Origin of the sequence: Paramixta manurensis (assembly GCF_013285385.1) — a bacterium.
GTDB classification, from domain to species: Bacteria; Pseudomonadota; Gammaproteobacteria; order Enterobacterales; family Enterobacteriaceae; genus Paramixta; species Paramixta manurensis.
Map to the genome: position 1 here is coordinate 3019716 of NZ_CP054212.1, position 19628 is coordinate 3039343.

General features: G+C 53.4%; 17 protein-coding genes. 10 read left to right on the plus strand and 7 right to left on the minus strand.

Annotated elements, in window-relative coordinates; genetic code table 11:
• Positions 1-157: 157 nt before the first annotated feature.
• From PMPD1_RS14590 to PMPD1_RS14600, 3 genes are all read right to left on the minus strand, one after another.
• Positions 158-1192, minus strand: a complete 1035-nt coding sequence (locus PMPD1_RS14590; protein ID WP_354292640.1) for an aldo/keto reductase — start codon at positions 1190-1192, stop codon at positions 158-160.
• Between the two features lie 84 nt (positions 1193-1276).
• The gene (locus PMPD1_RS14595) at positions 1277-2296 is read right to left on the minus strand and encodes an isopenicillin N synthase family dioxygenase (protein WP_173634736.1); all 1020 of its coding nucleotides are present in this window, start codon (positions 2294-2296) and stop codon (positions 1277-1279) included.
• A gap of 97 nt (positions 2297-2393) precedes the next feature.
• Positions 2394-3614 carry an MFS transporter gene (locus PMPD1_RS14600; protein ID WP_173634737.1) on the minus strand — a complete coding sequence of 407 codons (1221 nt, stop codon included), beginning with the start codon at positions 3612-3614 and terminating at the stop codon, positions 2394-2396.
• Between the two features lie 92 nt (positions 3615-3706).
• Here PMPD1_RS14600 and PMPD1_RS14605 point away from each other — a divergent pair, with 92 nt between their 5' ends.
• The 4 genes from PMPD1_RS14605 to PMPD1_RS14620 all read left to right on the plus strand — a co-directional run bounded on the left by PMPD1_RS14605 (position 3707) and on the right by PMPD1_RS14620 (position 9103).
• Positions 3707-4687 (plus strand): AraC family transcriptional regulator, encoded by a 981-nt coding sequence (locus PMPD1_RS14605; RefSeq protein ID WP_173634738.1) that lies wholly within the window; start codon positions 3707-3709, stop codon positions 4685-4687.
• Positions 4688-4907: 220 nt separating this feature from the next.
• On the plus strand, positions 4908-6089 hold the full coding sequence (locus tag PMPD1_RS14610; RefSeq protein WP_173634739.1) for a NapC/NirT family cytochrome c: 1182 nt from the start codon (positions 4908-4910) through the stop codon (positions 6087-6089).
• Positions 6086-8560 (plus strand): trimethylamine-N-oxide reductase TorA, encoded by a 2475-nt coding sequence (gene torA / locus PMPD1_RS14615; RefSeq protein ID WP_173634740.1) that lies wholly within the window; start codon positions 6086-6088, stop codon positions 8558-8560. The genes PMPD1_RS14610 and torA overlap by 4 nt, the downstream gene beginning before the upstream one ends.
• A gap of 108 nt (positions 8561-8668) precedes the next feature.
• A complete protein-coding gene (locus tag PMPD1_RS14620) occupies positions 8669-9103 on the plus strand; it encodes a GNAT family N-acetyltransferase (protein ID WP_173634741.1) in 435 nt (144 codons plus the stop codon).
• A gap of 28 nt (positions 9104-9131) precedes the next feature.
• On the opposite strand, the gene apbC is transcribed toward PMPD1_RS14620, so the two are convergent.
• Positions 9132-10244, minus strand: coding sequence for an iron-sulfur cluster carrier protein ApbC (gene apbC / locus PMPD1_RS14625; protein ID WP_173634742.1), 1113 nt, complete (start codon positions 10242-10244; stop codon positions 9132-9134).
• 193 nt (positions 10245-10437) lie between these two features.
• Between apbC and metG the strand changes: the two genes are divergently transcribed.
• The 6 genes from metG to sanA all read left to right on the plus strand — a co-directional run bounded on the left by metG (position 10438) and on the right by sanA (position 17411).
• Complete coding sequence (metG, locus tag PMPD1_RS14630; RefSeq protein ID WP_173634743.1) at positions 10438-12468, plus strand: methionine--tRNA ligase; 2031 nt, start codon at positions 10438-10440, stop codon at positions 12466-12468.
• A gap of 137 nt (positions 12469-12605) precedes the next feature.
• Positions 12606-13001, plus strand: coding sequence for a CidA/LrgA family protein (locus PMPD1_RS14635; protein WP_173634744.1), 396 nt, complete (start codon positions 12606-12608; stop codon positions 12999-13001).
• Positions 12994-13686, plus strand: coding sequence for a CidB/LrgB family autolysis modulator (locus PMPD1_RS14640; RefSeq protein WP_173634745.1), 693 nt, complete (start codon positions 12994-12996; stop codon positions 13684-13686). Before PMPD1_RS14635 ends, PMPD1_RS14640 begins: the two co-directional genes overlap by 8 nt.
• A 130-nt stretch (positions 13687-13816) precedes the next feature.
• Complete coding sequence (cdd, locus tag PMPD1_RS14645) at positions 13817-14707, plus strand: cytidine deaminase (RefSeq protein WP_173634746.1); 891 nt, start codon at positions 13817-13819, stop codon at positions 14705-14707.
• A 145-nt stretch (positions 14708-14852) separates the two neighbouring features.
• Positions 14853-16550 carry an NAD-dependent malic enzyme gene (locus PMPD1_RS14650; RefSeq protein WP_173634747.1) on the plus strand — a complete coding sequence of 566 codons (1698 nt, stop codon included), beginning with the start codon at positions 14853-14855 and terminating at the stop codon, positions 16548-16550.
• Between the two features lie 135 nt (positions 16551-16685).
• Complete coding sequence (gene sanA, locus PMPD1_RS14655) at positions 16686-17411, plus strand: outer membrane permeability protein SanA (RefSeq protein ID WP_173634748.1); 726 nt, start codon at positions 16686-16688, stop codon at positions 17409-17411.
• Positions 17412-17503: 92 nt separating this feature from the next.
• On the opposite strand, the gene PMPD1_RS14660 is transcribed toward sanA, so the two are convergent.
• The 3 genes from PMPD1_RS14660 to mglC all read right to left on the minus strand — a co-directional run bounded on the left by PMPD1_RS14660 (position 17504) and on the right by mglC (position 19613).
• On the minus strand, positions 17504-17803 hold the full coding sequence (locus tag PMPD1_RS14660) for a DUF1493 family protein (RefSeq protein WP_173634749.1): 300 nt from the start codon (positions 17801-17803) through the stop codon (positions 17504-17506).
• Positions 17797-18255 (minus strand): STM2901 family protein, encoded by a 459-nt coding sequence (locus tag PMPD1_RS14665; RefSeq protein ID WP_173634750.1) that lies wholly within the window; start codon positions 18253-18255, stop codon positions 17797-17799. Before PMPD1_RS14665 ends, PMPD1_RS14660 begins: the two co-directional genes overlap by 7 nt.
• Positions 18256-18602: 347 nt before the next feature.
• The gene (gene mglC / locus PMPD1_RS14670) at positions 18603-19613 is read right to left on the minus strand and encodes a galactose/methyl galactoside ABC transporter permease MglC (RefSeq protein ID WP_173634751.1); all 1011 of its coding nucleotides are present in this window, start codon (positions 19611-19613) and stop codon (positions 18603-18605) included.
• Between the last annotated feature and the right edge of the window lie 15 nt (positions 19614-19628).

Consider the following 19628-nt stretch of genomic DNA (forward strand, 5'->3'; position numbering starts at 1 on the left):
CATTAGTTGCAGGTTATGGCTTGGGTAGGTTACGTGGTGAAGATAAAAGTACTTCAAAACTAAAATAATACATTACGCCAGGTTACTCTGCATTTAAAAGCCCCAATAATGGGGCCTTGTGAGAAGATACGCGCATCAAAAACCAGCGTCGATAGCCTTACCAGCCGGTTGGTTTCGGATTACGCTCATCAAAGCCGGTTTGATGCCAATACGGATAGGTCGGAGTGGTATAACTCACTTCATCCAACCGGGCGATCTCTTCCGCGCTCAACGACCAACCCAACGCCTCAAGGTTTTGCTCAAGCTGGTTGCGGTTACGGGCGCCAATCACCACATTGGCGATGCCAGGGCGACTCAGCAGCCAGTTTAATGCCACCTGCGGAATGGATTTCCCGTGCTGCTCGCCAATATCATGTAACACATCAACAATATCAAACAGTTTCTCTTCCGCAACCGGCGGCCCGCCCTCGGCGCCGCCAGCAGCGATACGCCCGTCCTGTACCGGCGCGCCACGACGAATTTTACCGGTTAAACGCCCCCATCCCAGCGGGCTCCACACCATGGTACCCAGCCCCTGGTCGAGCGTCAGCGGCATCAGCTCCCATTCGTACTCGCGCCCCACCAGCGAATAGTATCCCTGATAGGCCACGTAACGGCCCAGCCCATATTTCTCAGAAGCCGCCAGCGATTTCATCACCTGCCAACCGGAAAAATTGGAGGCGCCGATATAACCAATCTTACCGCTGCTGGTCAGATCATCCAGCGCACGCAACGTCTCTTCAACCGGCGTCAACGCATCAAAACCATGCATAAAGTAAACATCAATATGGTCGGTTTTCAAACGGCGCAGGCTGGCTTCGCAGGCGCGAATCAAATGATAACGCGACGACCCTTTTTCATTCGGCCCGTCGCCGGTGGGAAACGTCGCTTTTGACGAGATCAAGACCTTGTCACGGCGCCCTTTTAACGCCTCGCCCAGTACCTCTTCCGCAGCGCCTTCCGAGTAAATATCGGCGGTATCGAAAAAATTCACTCCGCGTTCGAGGCACAAATCCACCATGTTGCGAGCTTCATCGACTTGGGTACTGCCCCAACGCTGAAAGAATTCGTTGCTGCCGCCAAACGTGGCGGTGCCAAGGCTAAATGCCGGAACCTTTAAACCTGATCGGCCAAGCTGTCGGTACTCCATCATAACTCCTTGCGGATTGTGATTTATCGAACTTACAGTATGGAAAGCTGAGGCAGACCTGCATGAGCGATTGGTGCCCTTTGGCAATTAATCTCGCGAGCTTAACCGCAGATCGCCGTAATGGCGTTCAGCGACGTCAGGATGGGAGCGCAATCGCCCTTTCAGGTAGTTCCATCCTACGTCGCGTAATAGTGGATTCTGTGGGTCGCTGGCCGGGCCGTGCGCCAGGTGCGCCAACGCCTGCGGGAGTTCAAACACCGGTACTACCGCATCCAGTTGCGCGCCAAGGAAAAAGGCAATCGACAGCCGCTCCTGATTTTCCGGCGGCGAAACCACCCGATGTACCGTGGCGCGTAAATATCCGTTGGTCGCTAACTCAAGCAGTTCGCCAATATTGACCACAAATGCGCCGGGTAACGGACGTGCGTCAATCCAGTTATCCGGTTCAACCTCCACCTGCAAACCGCGCTGCTCATCCTGTAACAGAAAGCTCAGGAAACCAGAATCTTTATGCGCACCAACGCCCTGATTCCCGGTTTGATGGGATTGTCCTGGATAGCGAATCAGCTTGATATGTTCATTCGGTTTATCACCGTATAAAGCATCAAAGGCCTCTTCCGGTAATGCCAGCGCCGTGGCGAAAGCGCGTAGCAAACGCAATGACATCGCCGTCATCGCTTGCTGCCAGGCCAACAGCACCGGTTTTAATTCCGGTAGCGCCGTCGGCCACTGGTTTGGCCCCTGCAAACGTCGCCAACCCGGATCGCCTGCCGCTACCGTCAACGGCACACGCTCCGCGCCAATATCAAACTGTTCTCGCCAGTCAGGCTGGCTACGTGTTAGCTCAGACCCCGCACGGTTGTAGCCGCGAAAATGCGGGGAATGCACCATGGCTACACGCAGTTTTTCCTCTTCCGGCAAGGCGAAAAAGGCGCGCGATAAGTGTTGTAGGCGTTGTGAGAGCGCGGCATCAACACCATGATTGATCAGATAAAAAAAGCCTACATCGCGTGCGGCAGCGCTCAGTTGACGCAAAAATGATGGCCGATGCTGGTCACTATCCAGATGGGAAAGATCGAGAATTGGCAGCGAAGTAATATGATCCATTCCAGACTCCTGTACGCACTGGCAAAGGTAGCTAATTACTATGGCAACGATATTTTTCGCTGCCTAATACCCTTCTCTTCTGGCTTAGAACCAAGCGCTATGAAGCTGCATGGCGGCGCCCCATCAGCAGCATCGCCAAACCGCCCATCAATAAGGCCGCGCCGCTATAGGCAATCGCGCCCGGCGCGCCGAAGCTATCCACTAACAGCCCGCCGGCTACCGCGCCGAGCGCGATCGCCACCTGAAAAGTTGTCACCAGCAAGGCACCTGCGGTTTCCGCATGGTCCGGCGCCGCCAGCGTATTCCAGGTTTGGATGCTGACCGGGAAACCGCCGAAGGCAAAGCCCCAACCCGCCGTGGCGGCAAAAGCCACCGAGGCCGAGACGCCCCACGTCAGCAGCACAAATGCCATCGCCGCCAGCATTAGCGCCGACAGCGCAACCGCCAGGCTGGCGCTACGTTCGGCAATAAATCCACCGGCCAGATTGCCGAAGAACCCACCGATACCAAACGCCAGTAGCAGCAATGAAATCATCTGCACATCAAGTTTAGGCACCTGCTCAAGGAAAGGGCGAATATAGGTAAAACCGGCGAAATGTCCCGAAATAACGAACATCACGGTGATCAGACCCAGCCGGACGCCCGGCCGCTTTAGCAATATGCCAAACGTCCCTAAATCCGGCACATCGGTAGAAGGCAGACGCGGCAGACGGATCAGTTGCGCCGCCAACGCCACAACGCCGATACCGGCCGCTGCCATAAAGGTAGTTCGCCAGCCCCACAAATCACCCAGCCAGGCGCCCATCCCCGGCGCACAGACCGTTGCTGCCGAAACGCCGGTAAAAATAATCATCATCGCGCGCGGTAACAAACGGGTGGGAACCAAACGCATCGCCAGCGCCGCCGCCAGTGACCAGACGCCGCCGAGGGCAATGCCCAACATGGCTCGCGCGGCAATCAACACGCCAATATTCGAGGCCTCAGCCGCCAGCAGGTTGGATAACACCAGCAACAGCGTCAGCCCCCATATCACGCTGCGTCGATCGATTTTACCGGTACCAATCACCACCGCCGGGCCAGCCAGCGCCGCTACCAGTGCCGTCGCAGTCACCGCTTGCCCGGCGGCGCCATCCGACACGCCAAGATCGGCGGCGATAGGGGTTAATAAACTGGCCGGTAAAAACTCCGCCGTTACCAGCGCAAAAATGCCCAGCGCCAGGGAGAAAACCGCGCCCCAGGCGGCTTCACGATGCTCATCATCGCGTTGCGATGCGGTGCAATCAAAGCCTTCTGCACCATTACATATTTTTTCTGACATTAGGTTTCCTGTACGGGCTCGCCCGCTATATCCAGAGATTGAGGCAAATGGTATAGTCGAGCGTCTGGAACATCCATGCCAGGAAAGCCGCAATGCTTGACAATTCGTCCAAAAATCCGCGTGACGAGCACTCCGATCCGCTAACAAATATGCTACAGGGTCTTCGCCTTGATGGCGTAGAGTATGGCCGTTTTAATCTCGGCGGCGAGTGGGCGTTTAGTTTTGCGCCTGCCCGTGAAGCCTGCTTTATTTTTGTGGCGGAAAAAGGCTGTTGGTTACAAACCCCTGATGGCGAATGGCAGCCGTTGAGCGCCGGTGATGCAGTGCTACTACCGCAGGGCAGCGCCCACGCATTAGCCAGCCATCCTGAAGCCTCTCCCCTGCCATTCCCGCGTTGGCAATGCATGAGCCTCAGCGGCAATGTTTTTGATTTCAGCGCCACGGCGAATCAAGAGAACTGTCGGCTGTTTTACGGCACCATGCGTTTTAATATTGATGGTCAGCATCCGTTATTACGCATGATGCCCGCCCTGATGCGTGCCAATGAATTGATGAAATATGAACCGGCTATCATCCATCTGCTGGAAGCCATGAGCAGCGAAGTCGCGTTAAATCGGGCGGGCGCTTGCGGCATTATCGCGCGTCTCGCGGATGTGCTGGCAGCGCAAATCATTCGCGCCTGGGTTGAGCATGGTTGCGGCGATGCCACCGGCTGGATAGCCGCGGTACGTAACCCGGAAATGGGCCGCGTACTGGCCGCCATTCATGCCCAGCCCCATCACGATTGGACGCTGGCTGAACTCTCCGCCTTGATGGGCGCTTCCCGCTCCAGTTTCGCCAGTAAATTTGCCGCTATCGTCGGTGAAACCCCGGCCCGTTATGTTGCGCAGGTGCGGATGCATTTAGCCCGGCGCTGGATTGTTGAAGATGCGGAGCGTATTTCTGAAGTGGCCCAGCGGCTAGGCTACGATTCCGAGGCCTCATTCAGCCGCGCGTTTAAACGCGTTATCGGCATGGCGCCCAGTCATTTTCGCGCCCGTTCTCGCGCCGAAATTACCTCCTCATTACGCTAAAACGCTACCCCCTGCCTGGCGATATTAATCTGCGGACCGGGCCATGACTCATGGCCTGCTCCCCGTACATTCAATCGTTTGATCGACTTCACCCTATTGATCCATCAGCATTATTGACCGGCTGTCATATTGATATGGCACAAAATAACCTTACCCATTCTGGGGTATAACGCTCCGCGTATTGGTCATCGAATAATTCAGGACCTCAACAGGAGTGAGTATGAAAAAAATAACGCCATCCGGCCGCGCCAGGTCAGGTTGGAAATGGAAAGGGATCGGTATCATTTCTGCCGGGATAGTCATCGGGATGTTGGTGTTAGCCGGCGGTTTTACCGTTATGCATAAAACCAGCGACACCGCGTTTTGCGTCGCGTGTCACTCCATGGAGCGACCGTTGGCGGAATATCAGGGGAGTATACATTTTCAAAATCATGCCGGGATCCGCGCCGAGTGCGCGGATTGCCACGTACCCAATCAGCCGCTGGCGTATTTACTGACCAAAGTCGGCGCCTTAAAAGATGTGTATGGCGAAGTCACCGGTAAGATTGATACACCGGAAAAATATAACGCGCACAAGCTCGCGATGGCGGAGTCGGTGTGGAAAACCATGAAGGAGAATGATTCCGCCACCTGCCGTTCCTGTCACAGTTTTGATGCCATGGATATTCTTGCGCAGCGAACCGAAGCGCGTCAGCAACATCCGGTCGCAATACGTGAGGGGCAAACCTGTATTGATTGCCACCGTGGCGTTGCGCATATTCTGCCGGATATGAGCGCCAGCAACTCTGCGGGCGCGAATAAACTGGCCGCCGCCGCTGCGCAGACTTCACCCGCCGCCAAAGCGCTGTATGCGATTAAAACCCAACCGTTTTCTCTCAACGCCGAACAAGATACCCCGGCAGGTACGCTGCTGCCTTCTACCCGGGTGGAGGTGGTACAACGCTCTGGAGAGGTTATTCAGGGCAGAATTAACGGCTGGCAGCAAGAGGGCGTGAATAACGTTATCTACGCCGCGCCGGGTAAACGCATTATCAGCGCCCTGGTGGATGAACACGCCGTCGCCTCCATTCATACATCCGGCACACAAACCGACAGTGAAACCGGCCTGGTATGGCATCAAGTCGCGCTGGATATTAGCCTTAACGCGAAATCACTGGTTCAGGATCAGCAGCAAATCTGGCAATACGCCGCCGGTTTAATGACGGCGAACTGTACCGGCTGCCACGGCCTCACCGCGCTAAAACATTACAACGCTAACCAATGGATCGGGGTGATCAAGGGGATGGCGCCGCGCACCTCGCTCGATCAAGAACAGCTCCGTTTACTCACCCAGTATGCACAAAAGCATGCCAGTGATATGGCGACATCGGAAAACGGCGCGTTAGAAGGAGAAGCTCCATGAAAAACCACCACCCAACAAACTTACCGCGCCGCCGTTTTTTACAGGCAGGCGGGGCGCTATTCGCACTTGGCGCGCTCAATACGTTGTATAGCAAATCAGCATTGGCCAAAGCGATTAGCCAGGCATTGCCGCAATTTGAAGCGCTGCGCCCGGCACAAAAAGGCATTCTCACCAGCGCCCACTGGGGCGCCTTTGAAGCGTTGGTCGAACAGGATCGGATGGTTGACGTTCGCCCAATACACGATGATCCCCACCCCAACGCGCTAATTAAAATGGCGCCGCATCAAGTGCACGCCGCGAATCGCATCAAATATCCGATGGTACGTAAAAGCTGGCTGGAGCATGGCCCCGGAAGCAGTAATAACTTGCGCGGTTGCGACCAATGGGTACGGGTAAGCTGGGAAAAAGCGATTGAACTGGTCAGCGGGGAGATAAGCCGCCTGCAAAGCCACTATGGCCCTTCATCAATTTATGCGGGTTCTTATGGCTGGAAAAGTACCGGGATGTTGCACAATTGCCGCGCCTTGCTCAATCGCTTAATGAATCTGTCGGGTGGTTTTTTAAGCTACAGCGGCGATTATTCTACCGGTGCGGCGCAGGTGATTATGTCGCATGTGGTCGGCTCCATGGAGGTCTATGAGCAACAAACCACCTGGCCGAATGTGGTGGATAACAGCACGTTGGTGATTCTGTGGGGCTGTAACCCGCTGACGACGTTAAAAAATAGCTGGAATGTGCCTGACCACGTCGGTCTTGAGGGCTTCGCCGCGCTGGCGAAAAAAGGAACCCGGGTAATTTGTATCGACCCGATTAATAACCCCAGCGCAAAAATGCTGAACGCCGAATGGATTGCGCCGCTGGCGTATACGGATTCCGCAATGATTCTGGGTATTGCGCATACGCTACTCAGTGAACAGCGTCATGATGAAAAGTTTCTTCAGCGCTATACGGTGGGTTTTGATAAGTTCCGCGCCTATCTGCTGGGCGAGCAGGATGGGACGCCGAAAAGTGCCGAATGGGCTGCCGCCATTTGCGGCATTGAGGCCAAGCAGTTGCGCCAGTTAGCGCGTGATATGGCGGAGAACCGCACCATGATCATGGCGGGCTGGGGCATACAACGCCAACACCACGGCGAACAGCCGCATTGGTTGCTGGTTACCCTTGCGGCAATGCTGGGGCAAATCGGCCTGCCAGGCGGCGGCTTTGGCTTTAGCTATCACTACTCATCCGGCGGTAGTCCAACGGCGAAAGGCGGCATTCTTTCCGGCATTAGCGCGGGCGAAGCGCCGAAAAATTCCCCGGCGCCGATTCCGGTGGCGCGCATTGCCGATTGCTTTGCTAATCCGGGCAAGACCATCGATTTTAACGGCCATCGGGTTACCTATCCGGAGGTTAAAATGGTGTATGTTGCTGGCGGAAACCCTTTCCACCACCATCAAGATACCAATAATCTGCAACAGGCATGGCGTAAACCGGAAACCATTGTGGTTCACGAACCTTACTGGACGGCGACGGCGAAGCAGGCGGATATTGTGTTGCCCTGCACCACCACCTATGAACGTAATGATCTGGATATGGGCGGCGATTATTCACAATTGTACGTCTTCCCGATGCATCAATGTGTTCCGCCGCAGCATGAAGCGCGCAACGACTTTGATATTTTCCGCGCCATCGCGGCAAAGTTGGGCGTTGAACCCGCCTTTACCGAAGGTAAAGATGAGCTGATGTGGCTGAAATCGATGTACGACAATATGAAAAGTCAGGCAAGAAATGCCGGAGTGGCGCTACCGCCGTTCGATATGTTCTGGCAATCGAATAACTACATCCGTTTCCCTATCCCGCAAGCCAATCAGCAGTGGGTACGTTTCGCCGATTTCCGCGCCGATCCACTATTAAATCCGCTCGGTACGCCATCGGGCAAAATTGAAATCTTCTCGCAAACGGTCGCCAAGATGAACTATGCCGATTGCCCGGGTCTGCCCGGCTGGCTACCCCCTTATGAGTGGCACGGTAGCCCAATCGCAGAGAAATATCCGCTGTCGCTTAACACCGCGCACCCGGAAAACCGGCTGCACTCCCAACTCGACAATACCCCGCTACGCGAAAAATATGCCGTCGCCGACCGGGAAGCGATACTGATTCATCCGCAAGATGCCGCGCCACGCGGTATTCAGAGTGGTGATGTGGTACGCGCGTTTAACGATCGCGGGCAGATTCTGGTGGGCGCGCGCGTAACCGAGGATATTCGCCCTGGCGTGGTACGAATTAGTGAAGGCGCCTGGTATGACCCGCTGGTTCCCGGCGAAGTGGGTACGCTCTGCAAAAACGGTAACGTCAATTGCCTAACGTTTGATATCGGCTCTTCGCCGTTGGCGCAGGGAAACTGCGGGCATATGGCGCAGTTAGATATTGAAAAATATCGCGGTACGCCACCGAAAAATAGCGCCCACGCGCTACCGGTCGGCGCGTAAACCGCGCCCCTTAGCGGAGCCGATACGCTTCGGCTCCGCCAGTTTACTGTTACCTCGGTGCGTGAAACCTGTTATTTTTTAGTTGAGCTATCAACCAGGAAATGTACTGTGCAAATTCGCTCGTTTACCGAAGCCGATCGGCCCTTTTTACGCACGCTTTTTTTGGCGGCACGCAAAACAAACTGGACATGGTTAGACCCACATCAGTGGCAACTGGAGGATTTTGATAGCGCGACATTAGAAGAGACCATTTGGGTGGCCGAAGGTGCCGGGCAACGTTTAGGGTTTGCCGCAGTACTGGAGAATGACAATTTTCTTCATAGCCTGTTCATCGATCCACGCTGCCAGGGGCAAGGTGTCGGAAGCGCGTTATTGCGCGAGGTGCAAGCGCGTTTTACCTCAACCGGTGCGTTAAAGTGCCTGGCGGCCAACGCACCAGCGCGGCGTTTTTATCGCCAGCACGGTTGGGAAGAGATTTCGCGTGGCCTAAGCGAGCACGGCGAATATATTTTGATGCACTATGTCTTGCCTGCCAGGCGGTAAACCCCGCAGGCAGGCTTGATAAAAAACCTTAAACCGCGCGGAATGCGATGTCGCCCGGAATGACCTCACCCTGCCAGTAAAGCTGTGCGGCAACCACCCCGGCCAGTTGACGATAGAGGGCGGTAAACTCGCTGTCCGGACGGCGGACAACCGTTGGTTCGCCCTCATCCAGATCCTGGCGCAACGTAATGTGCAGCGGTAACTGGCTGAGCAAACGCGTGTGATATTTTTCGACCAATGCTTGCGCGCCGCCGCTACCAAAAATCGCTTCATGGTGCCCACAGTTGCTGCAAATATGCATACTCATATTTTCCACCACGCCCAGCACCGGCACATCGACTTTTTCGAACATCACCAGCCCTTTACGCGCATCGATCAAGGCAATGTCCTGTGGCGTTGTCACCACCACCGCGCCGGTGACCGGGATATTTTGCGCCAGCGTCAATTGAATATCGCCGGTACCCGGCGGCATATCCAGCACCAGATAATCCAACTCCGGCCACAGCGTTTCATTCAACAACTGCATGAGCGCCTTACTTGCCATCGGACCACGCCAAACCATTGCGTTATCATCGGTGACCAAATATCCGATTGAGTTGGTAGCCAAACCATGCGCCATAATCGGCGCCATATGCGTGCCATCCGGCGAAGAGGGGCGTTGATCCTCGGTTCCCAGCATATTGGGTACTGACGGGCCGTAAATATCCGCATCCAGAATGCCCACTTTGGCGCCTTCGGCAGCCAACGCCAACGCCATATTGACGGCGGTGCTGGATTTCCCAACGCCACCTTTACCCGAACTCACCGCAATAATGTTTTTCACGCCATTAACGCCGGGCGTATTTTTGACCCGCTTCATGGTGGCGATATCGTGATTTAAACGCCAGTCGATGGCCTGAGCGCCGGTCATACGCAATAAATCTGCGCTGGTTTGTTCTTTCAAGTCTTCAAAGGCGCTGGTCCAGACAAACGGCATCACCAGTTCAATATGTAACTTGCCATTCATCAACGCGACATGACGCAACGCTTTTAGCGTGGTCAGATTATGTTTCAGGGTTGGGTGTTCAAAGGTGGTCAATACGCCTACCACCATCGCGCGTAGCGCTTCCGGGGTATGTTGACTGTGGGATTGTGAATTCATCCCGGCTCCTCAAAATAGTGTCATTGTGTGCCCATGTTACACGGACTTTTTCGTAAATTTACTCCCTAAGCATATCAGAAGCCTGGTCAAATAAACGGTTATCTTCAGTTGCCGCAAACCCTTTGTTTACGCCGGGTTGGCCTTTCGGTTAACATCTAAACCCCTTTTTCAATCAGGTATAGCAAGTCCTACTATGACTCAAGTCGCGAAAAAAATGATGGTAACGTGCGCTCTGCCGTACGCGAATGGCCCTATTCACCTTGGTCACATGCTCGAACACATCCAGGCGGATATTTGGGTTCGTTACCAGCGAATGCGCGGCAATGAGGTTTATTTCATCTGTGCCGATGACGCACACGGTACGCCAATCATGCTGAAAGCACAGCAATTGGGTATCACGCCGGAACAGATGATTGCTGATATGAGTCAAGAGCATCAGACTGATTTTGCTGGTTTTAATATCAGCTACGACAATTACCACTCAACGCATAGCGATGAGAATCGGGTGTTGTCGGAGCTTATCTATACGCGTTTAAAAGAGAATGGTTTTATCAAAAACCGCACTATTTCTCAGTTATACGATCCGGAAAAAGGCATGTTCCTGCCGGATCGTTTTGTGAAGGGAACCTGCCCGAAATGTAAATCGGCCGATCAGTATGGCGATAATTGTGAAGTCTGCGGCGCGACCTATAGCCCGACCGAGCTTATCGATCCGAAATCGGTGGTGTCCGGCGCGACCCCGGAGATGCGCGATTCTGAGCACTTCTTCTTTGACCTCCCCTCTTTTAGTGAAATGCTAAAAGCCTGGACACGGTCCGGCGCGCTGCAGGAGCAGGTAGCCAATAAAATGCAGGAGTGGTTCGAGTCTGGCTTACAGCAGTGGGATATTTCACGCGATGCGCCTTATTTCGGCTTCGAAATTCCGGACGCGCCGGGGAAATATTTTTACGTGTGGCTGGATGCGCCGATCGGTTATATGGGTTCCTTCAAAAATCTGTGTGATAAACGTGGCGACCTGGATTTTGATGAGTTTTGGCGTAAAGACTCCACGACAGAGCTGTATCACTTTATCGGTAAAGATATTGTCTACTTCCACAGCCTGTTCTGGCCGGCGATGCTGGAAGGAAGCCAGTTCAGAAAGCCGAATAATCTATTCGTGCATGGTTACGTAACGGTAAACGGCGCGAAAATGTCTAAATCGCGCGGGACGTTTATTAAAGCCAGCACCTGGCTTAACCATCTGGATGCCGATAGTCTGCGCTACTACTACGCCGCGAAGCTCTCTTCGCGCATTGATGATATCGACCTGAATCTGGAAGATTTTGTTCAGCGTGTTAACGCCGATATTGTCAATAAAGTGGTTAACCTTGCGTCGCGTAACGCCGGGTTTATTACGAAACGTTTTGGCGGCAAGCTCTCTGATACGCTGGCCGACCCGGCGCTGTACAAAACCTTTACCGATGCGGCACAGAGCATTGGCGATGCGTGGGCTAATCGCGAGTTTAACCGTGCTATCCGTGAAATTATGGCGCTGGCGGATCTCGCTAATCGGTATGTTGATGAGCAAGCCCCGTGGGTGGTGGCGAAACAGGAAGGCCGTGATGCCGATCTGCAAGCTATCTGCTCAATGGGTATTAATCTGTTCCGCATATTGATGACATGGCTCAAGCCGGTGTTACCGTCGCTCAGCCAGCGTGTGGAGGCCTTCCTTAATCAGGAACTGAGCTGGGAAGGGATTCAGCAGCCGCTGCTCGGTCATCAGATAGCGTCGTTTAAAGCGCTGTATAGCCGTATTGAGATGGATAAAATTAACGCCCTGATTGAAGCCTCGAAAGAGGATGCGGCGGCGGCAAAACCGGCGCAAAGCGGCCCGCTGGCGGAGGATCCGATCGCGGATACGATTAGCTTTGACGATTTCGCCAAAGTCGATATGCGCGTGGCGCTGATCAAAACCGCCGAGTTGGTCGATGGCTCGGACAAGCTGCTGCGTCTGGTGTTAGATCTGGGCGGTGAAACCCGGCAGATCTTCTCCGGTATTCGTGCTGCTTATCCGGACCCGTCAGTGCTGGAAGGCCGCATGACGGTGGTGGTCGCAAATTTGGCGCCGCGTAAAATGCGCTTTGGTGTGTCGGAAGGCATGGTGCTATCAGCCGGTCCTGGCGGAAAAGATCTGTTTATTCTCGGCGCAGATAGCGGCGCTCAGCCGGGCATGGCCGTAAAATAGTCGGTCTTTTGACGGGCTCCTGCTGTTTTCCAACCGGAAATGCAGCAGGAGCCGTTTACGTTCTACCGATCGAGTGTGTTCGGTAGCACGTCTGAGTGTTTGATCGTATGATTAAGGCATCGACACAGGAGCCTGTCATGCGTACCGCGCTATCTGTCTGCTGGCGTTATTTACGCGCCTTCATCATTCTTTATCTCTGCTTGTTTATCGGTAACGGTCTTTCCACGCTGCTGCCGATTGCCATTCCTGGCAGTATCCTCGGCATGCTGTTGCTGTTTGCCTTGCTGGTTGCGCGCATTGTCCCGGTCAAATGGGTACAGCCCGGTAGTTACCTGTTAATTCGTTATATGGCCCTGCTATTTGTCCCGATTAGCGTTGGCGTGATGGATTATACCGATATTTTACTGGCACAATTCGGCCCGATCGTGGTGTCCTGCGTGGTGAGTACGCTGTTGATATTGGTGGTGGTGGGCTATGGTTCACAGCGCCTGCATGACGCGCACCAACATCAGGAGGAGTCAGGCCATGAGTGATCTCTGGTGGTCATTGCCGCTGACGGTCGGTGTCTTTTTTGCTGCCCGCCGCTTAGCCGCGCAGGTCAAACTTTCTCTGGTTAACCCGTTGCTGGTTTCAATGGCGGTGATTATTCCGTTGTTATTACTGATTAATATGCCTTACGCGCGTTATTTTCAGGGGAGCGCGGTGCTTAATAACTTGTTGCAGCCGGCGGTGGTTGCACTGGCGGTACCGCTGTATGAGCAACTGCATCAGATCCGCGCCCGCTGGAAATCAATTATCGCCATCTGCTTTATCGGTAGCATGACGGCGATGGTTTCCGGCACCGCCATCGCCTTGTGGATGGGCGCCTCACCGGAAATCGCCGCCACCATTTTACCCAAGTCCGTCACCACGCCAATTGCAATGGCGGTATCCGCTTCCCTGCAGGGTATTCCGGCGATTAGCGCCATTTGTGTACTGGTCGCTGGCGTACTCGGCGCTGTGTTTGGTCACATGGTCCTTAATCTGCTGCACGTTCGCAATAAAGCGGCACGCGGCCTGGCGATTGGTAACGCCTCCCATGCACTGGGTACCGCGCGTTGTGCGGAAATTGATTTTCAGGAAGGCGCCTTTAGTTCACTGGCGCTGGTTATCTGCGGCATTATCACTTCATTGCTGGCCCCGTTTTTATACCCGCTATTATTGGGTCTGTTGCACTAAAAGGTGCGACAAGTCGCGCAAATTATAAATAAGTTTCACTCATTGCATTAATAGAGAGAGATAGATCACATATAAGCACCGAGTAGCCGTTTAGAATCACTGCCCGCTATCTCCGAACAGAAGGTATGTAATGCATCCACGTTTTCACGCCGCTTTTGCCGCTTTAGCCGATGAGCTACAGAACGCGCTACGCCCGATTTTGTCCGCCAACACCTTTTCCGCGTCATTCACGCCGGAGCAGGTTCAGCACATAAAACAGCAAACACAATTGGATGATGATGCGCTGGCGCTGGCGTTATTGCCGCTGGCGGCGGCCTGCGCGCGCGCCGCCCTCTCAAACTTTAATGTCGGCGCGGTGGCGCGCGGGAACAGCGGCCACTGGTATTTCGGCGCCAATATGGAGTTTATCGGCGCAACCATGCAGCAAACCGTGCATGCGGAACAAAGCGCGGTGACTCACGCCTGGCTGAAAGGTGAAACCGGGCTGACGGCAATTACGGTTAATTACACGCCATGCGGCCATTGCCGCCAGTTTATGAATGAGTTAAATAGCGGTACCACGCTACGTATTAACCTACCGGGACGCCCGTCTGCCACCCTCGGCGACTATTTGCCCGATGCGTTTGGGCCACGGGATTTAGCGATTAAAACGCTGCTGCTCGATCCGGTAGACCACGGTTACCAAGCTGAGGGCGATGCAGTCACCCAGGCGGCAATTCAGGCGACGAACCGCAGCCACGCGCCATACAGCCAGGCGCATAGCGGCGTGGCGCTGGAAATGCGCAGCGGTGCTATCTATGGCGGCAGCTACGCCGAAAATGCCGCGTTTAACCCAAGCTTACCGCCGCTGCAGGCTGCTTTGATTCTGGCTAATATGCACGGCGAGGATTGTGCTGCCATTGCACGCGCTGTGTTAGCTGAAACCGCCGACAGCAAACTGAGTCAAGCTCCCGCCACCGAAGCAACGCTCGCGGCGCTAGGTTGCCATCATTTCACAGCGCTAACCTTGCAAAAAGCGTAACCGCTCCCGCATCCTGTCGAGAAAAATCACAGCTTTTGTTATCAACCATTAACAAAAGCTGTACTTCTGCGTGAATTTTCATAGGATCGGGGCTGACCCCTCACCCTTACGCAACCAGGAAGTCAACAACCGGAGCTAATACCGCATGGAACTCGAATACGAGAGTAAACGTTCGCTTTATATCCCTTACGCTGGTCCGATTTTGTTGGAGTTTCCTCTACTCAACAAAGGTAGCGCTTTTTCCATCGAAGAGCGTAATGATTTCAACCTCAACGGCTTACTGCCGGAAACGGTTGAAACCATTGAAGAACAGGCGGAACGTGCCTGGCGCCAGTTTCAGGACTTTAAAAACGATAACGATAAACACGTCTATTTGCGCAATATTCAAGACACCAACGAAACCCTTTTCTATCGCTTGCTTGACAACCATCTCGAAGAGATGATGCCCATCATCTACACGCCAACGGTTGGTGCCGCCTGCGAACACTTTTCTGAAATTTATCGCCGCGCCCGCGGCCTGTTTATCTCCTACCCCAACCGTGCCAGCATCGAAGATATGCTGCAAAATGCCACCAAGCAGAACGTTAAAGTGATTGTTGTCACGGATGGCGAGCGCATCCTCGGCTTGGGCGATCAAGGTATTGGCGGGATGGGGATCCCGATCGGTAAACTTTCATTGTATACCGCCTGCGGCGGCATCAGCCCGGCGTATACGCTACCCGTGGTGCTGGATGTTGGGACCAATAATCAGCAGTTGCTTAACGATCCGCTGTATATGGGCTGGCGTCATCCGCGTATTACCGGCGAAGAGTACGAAAACTTCGTCCATGAGTTTATTCTGGCGGTGAAGAGCCGTTGGCCAAATGTGTTGCTCCAGTTTGAAGACTTCGCGCAGAAGAACGCCATGCCGTTGCTGGAGCGCTACCGTGATGAAGTGTGTTGCTTCAATGATGATATTCAGGGTACTGCGGCAGTCACGCTCGGCACATTGATTGCGGCCAGCCGTGCGGCAGGCAGTAAATTGCGCGAGCAAAAAGTGGTGTTCCTCGGCGCCGGGTCGGCGGGTTGCGGTATCGCTGAGCAGATTATCGCGCAGATGAAGTCGGAAGGGCTGAGCGATGACGAAGCGCGTGCGCGCGTCTTTATGGTTGATCGCTTTGGGCTACTGACTGATAAACTGCCCAACCTGCTTGATTTCCAGGGTAAGTTGGTACAAAAGAGCGATAACCTCAGTCAGTGGAATACCCACAGTGATTCGATTTCTCTGCTGGATGTGGTACGTAACGCGCAGCCGGATATTTTGATTGGCGTGTCGGGTCAGCCGGGTTTGTTTAGCGAAGAGATTATTCGCGAGATGCATAAACACTGCCCGCGTCCGATTGTTATGCCGCTCTCAAACCCTACTTCGCGCGTGGAGGCGACACCGGCAGATATTCTTGCCTGGACCGATGGCGCGGCGTTGGTTGCCACCGGGAGCCCGTTCTCGCCGGTGAGCTGGAAAGATAAAATCTTCCCTATCGCACAATGTAACAACTCCTATATCTTCCCCGGTATTGGGCTTGGCGTAGTCGCATCTGGCGCAACCCGCGTTACCGATAGCATGCTGATGGCTGCCAGCCGTGCGCTGGCCGATTGTTCGCCGCTGGTGAATGAGGGAGAAGGTTCCGTGCTACCGGAGATTAAGGATATTCAGGGCGTATCTAAACTGATTGCCATGGCGGTGGGTAAAGCTGCGCAATTGGCCGGGGTAGCGGTGGTCACGTCAGAAGATGTGCTGTCGAAATCCATCGCCAGCAACTTCTGGCTGCCGCAATACCGTAACTATCGTCGTACCTCGATCTAGTTTTTGCAGCGTCGGGCACATTTTGTGCCCGACATCGTGCAAAAATGCTGCGCCTGACCGCGGTTTGCTTGCTTCGTCGGTTCGGACCAGGTAGCCTTGGTGCATACTTTTTTTCCATCCTGAGCGCCTCAAAGCATGTTAAAACGCTTGATTTACGGTTTAATTATCATCATAACGCTGATGGTATTGACCGCGCTCGGCCTGGATCGCTGGATTAGCTGGAAAACCGCGCCCTATATTTATGACGATCTCACCTCACTGCCTCATCGTCAGGTCGGCGTCGTGTTGGGTACCGCGAAGTATTACCGTACCGGCGTAATCAATCAGTATTACCTTTACCGTATGCAAGGGGCGCTGAACGCTTATAACAGCGGTAAAATTAACTACTTATTGCTGAGCGGCGATAATGCGCAACAAAGCTATAATGAGCCGATGACTATGCGGCGCGATCTGATTGCCGCGGGCGTTGAGCCGTCTGACATTGTGCTGGACTTCGCCGGTTTCCGTACGCTGGATTCGATCGTGCGTACACGTAAAGTGTTCGATACCAATGATTTTATTATTATTACTCAACGTTTCCACTGCGAGCGTGCGTTGTTTATTGCGCTGCATATGGGGATCCAGGCGCAATGCTATGCGGTGCCCTCACCAAAAAACATGCTTAGTGTGCGGGTACGCGAGGTCGGCGCACGGCTTGGTGCGTTGGCCGATTTGTATTTGATGAAGCGTGAGCCGCGTTTTCTCGGCCCGTTGGTACCGATTCCCGCCGTTCATACGTTGCCGGAAGATACGCAAAGTTATCCGGCGGTGACGCCGGAACAGTTGTTAGAGTTGCAGCAGAGGTTGCAGAAGAAGCCGTAGCGCCGGCAAGATAATCCACCAAGAAAGCAGGTAGCTTTGTTCTGAATTACTGATTCACTACAGACAGACATAAAGCACCAGCAGGTGCCTTATTATTTTCCCAGCCAGCGCCCGGCTTTTGCCGAATCTATAAGCAGTTGGATGGTTAGCGGATCATGTACCTGGCTAAAATCCTCAGGGAAATAGTGCCCGAAGTCGATATCTGACGGCTCAATACCAAACCTGTCTACGTACTTTTCCAACAATTCATAGGCATCTAACGGATCCATGCGAAAATCCTCATTCAGGTCCGTTGTTAGCGTCAATGGGTAGGGTTTCATAGAAAACAGACGTCGGCCATTATATTCGCCCACCAGATCAAACACGGCCTGTTCAATATCGCCTGTCACCATATCTTGTCTTCCTTATTCACAATTCGGTTGTAGCGCACCATCGATTCATAGCTTATATAAGCCACATCAGCGGTGAGAACCGCCCAGCCAATAACCGGTATAGTCCTGCCGACGAATGTAGCAAGTTTATAAGTCATCACTCTTTTTACTTTAAACGGATTAACGGGAGACTGGATCCATGTCGGCAACTGAATGGGCATCATCCGCCCTCTAAGGAGCTTCCGGGAATATTGTGACGCGTAACTGGTGCCAGGAGTAGAATTACCAAATTTGCCGCTTACCTTAATTGTATTCTGCCCACTGTAAACCGCTGCGGCTGCGAACACATCCTTCGCACCAGTGAAATGCTCCGCGGTTACATCGATCATGATCCAGAAGAAAAGTTCACCCGACGATAGGTTAGTCAGACCACCATAAAAATAGGTGCCATTAAGTTGCTCCGTAGTATCCATTGCATCAATCCTCCTTCATTTGCATACATCTAAACATAACGTAAATTGCATTACTATTTTAAACACTCACCGAGGGGGTTTATACGACGCAGAACCCGGACACCAAATGAAAACGCAAGGGATCAGGCAAGTATCGTAATCTTTTTACGTACTCGCCTAATGATAAAACCGGTTCAGTCTCAGCGGCGCTAATGCCTCGGGAAGGTCAACACCCACGCTTTAGCATCAGAGTTAAGGTGAGTACCCTGTGTCCGCCATCCGCCACGCCTAAATAACACGCCACATGCCCGGATTAACATAAACAAAAAAGGCGCGGCAATGCCGCGCCTGTGCCACTGCTTCTTTTTTTATTTTTTACGTGCGTACTTCAGGGAATCGAGCGCTACGGCGAAGATGATGATGCCGCCCTTAATAATGTACTGCCAGTAAGGGTTAACGCCGATATAGGTCAAACCATAGTTAATAACCGTAAAGATGATCACCCCGGTTACCACACCTGCTACGGTACCCACGCCACCGGCAAACGACACGCCGCCGACCACGCACGCGGCAATCGCATCAAGTTCATACATAAAGCCGAGGTTGTTGGTGGCGCTACCGATACGCCCGGCTTCCAACATCCCGCCGAAGGCATAAAACACACCGGACAAGGCATACACCAAAATCAGGTTCAGGTTAACGTTCACACCAGACACTTTCGCTGCTTCGGGGTTACCGCCGATGGCGAAAATGTTTTTACCAAAACGCGTCTTGTTCCACAGGACCCAGACAAAAATAATCGCGATAATGGCGTAGAAAGTGATGTAGGACAGACGGAATTGACCAAAGCGGAAAAAGCCCTGGGCAAAGGTTGAGAAATGATCATCAAAACCGGCAATCGGCGATGCGCCCACGAAATCGTAATACAGCGAGTTAATCCCGTAGACAATAATCATGGTACCAAGGGTGGTAATGAATGGCGTCACTTTCAAATAAGCGATGACTAAACCGTTCACCAAACCAATGATCGCACCAATTACGCAGACAGTTAAAATCACTAGCGGAATCGGTACCGTATCCATATGAGGAAACACCTTATTGGCGTTATCCATAGCCTGTAGCAGCGTCGCCGCCACCACCGCCGCCAGACCAACCTGACGACCAGCCGACAAGTCAGTCCCCTGAGTCACAATCAGCCCTGCCACACCCAGCGCAATAATAATACGCACTGAGGATTGCGTCAGGATATTACTCAAGTTAATTAAACTGAGAAATGTCGGGTCCTGAAAGATAATAATCGCCAGCAGCACCAGCAAGACAACATATATCCCACCTTCTTTCAACAAGGTGAGCGCATTCTTTTTATTCACTGCATTCATGGTAACAGCCCTTAC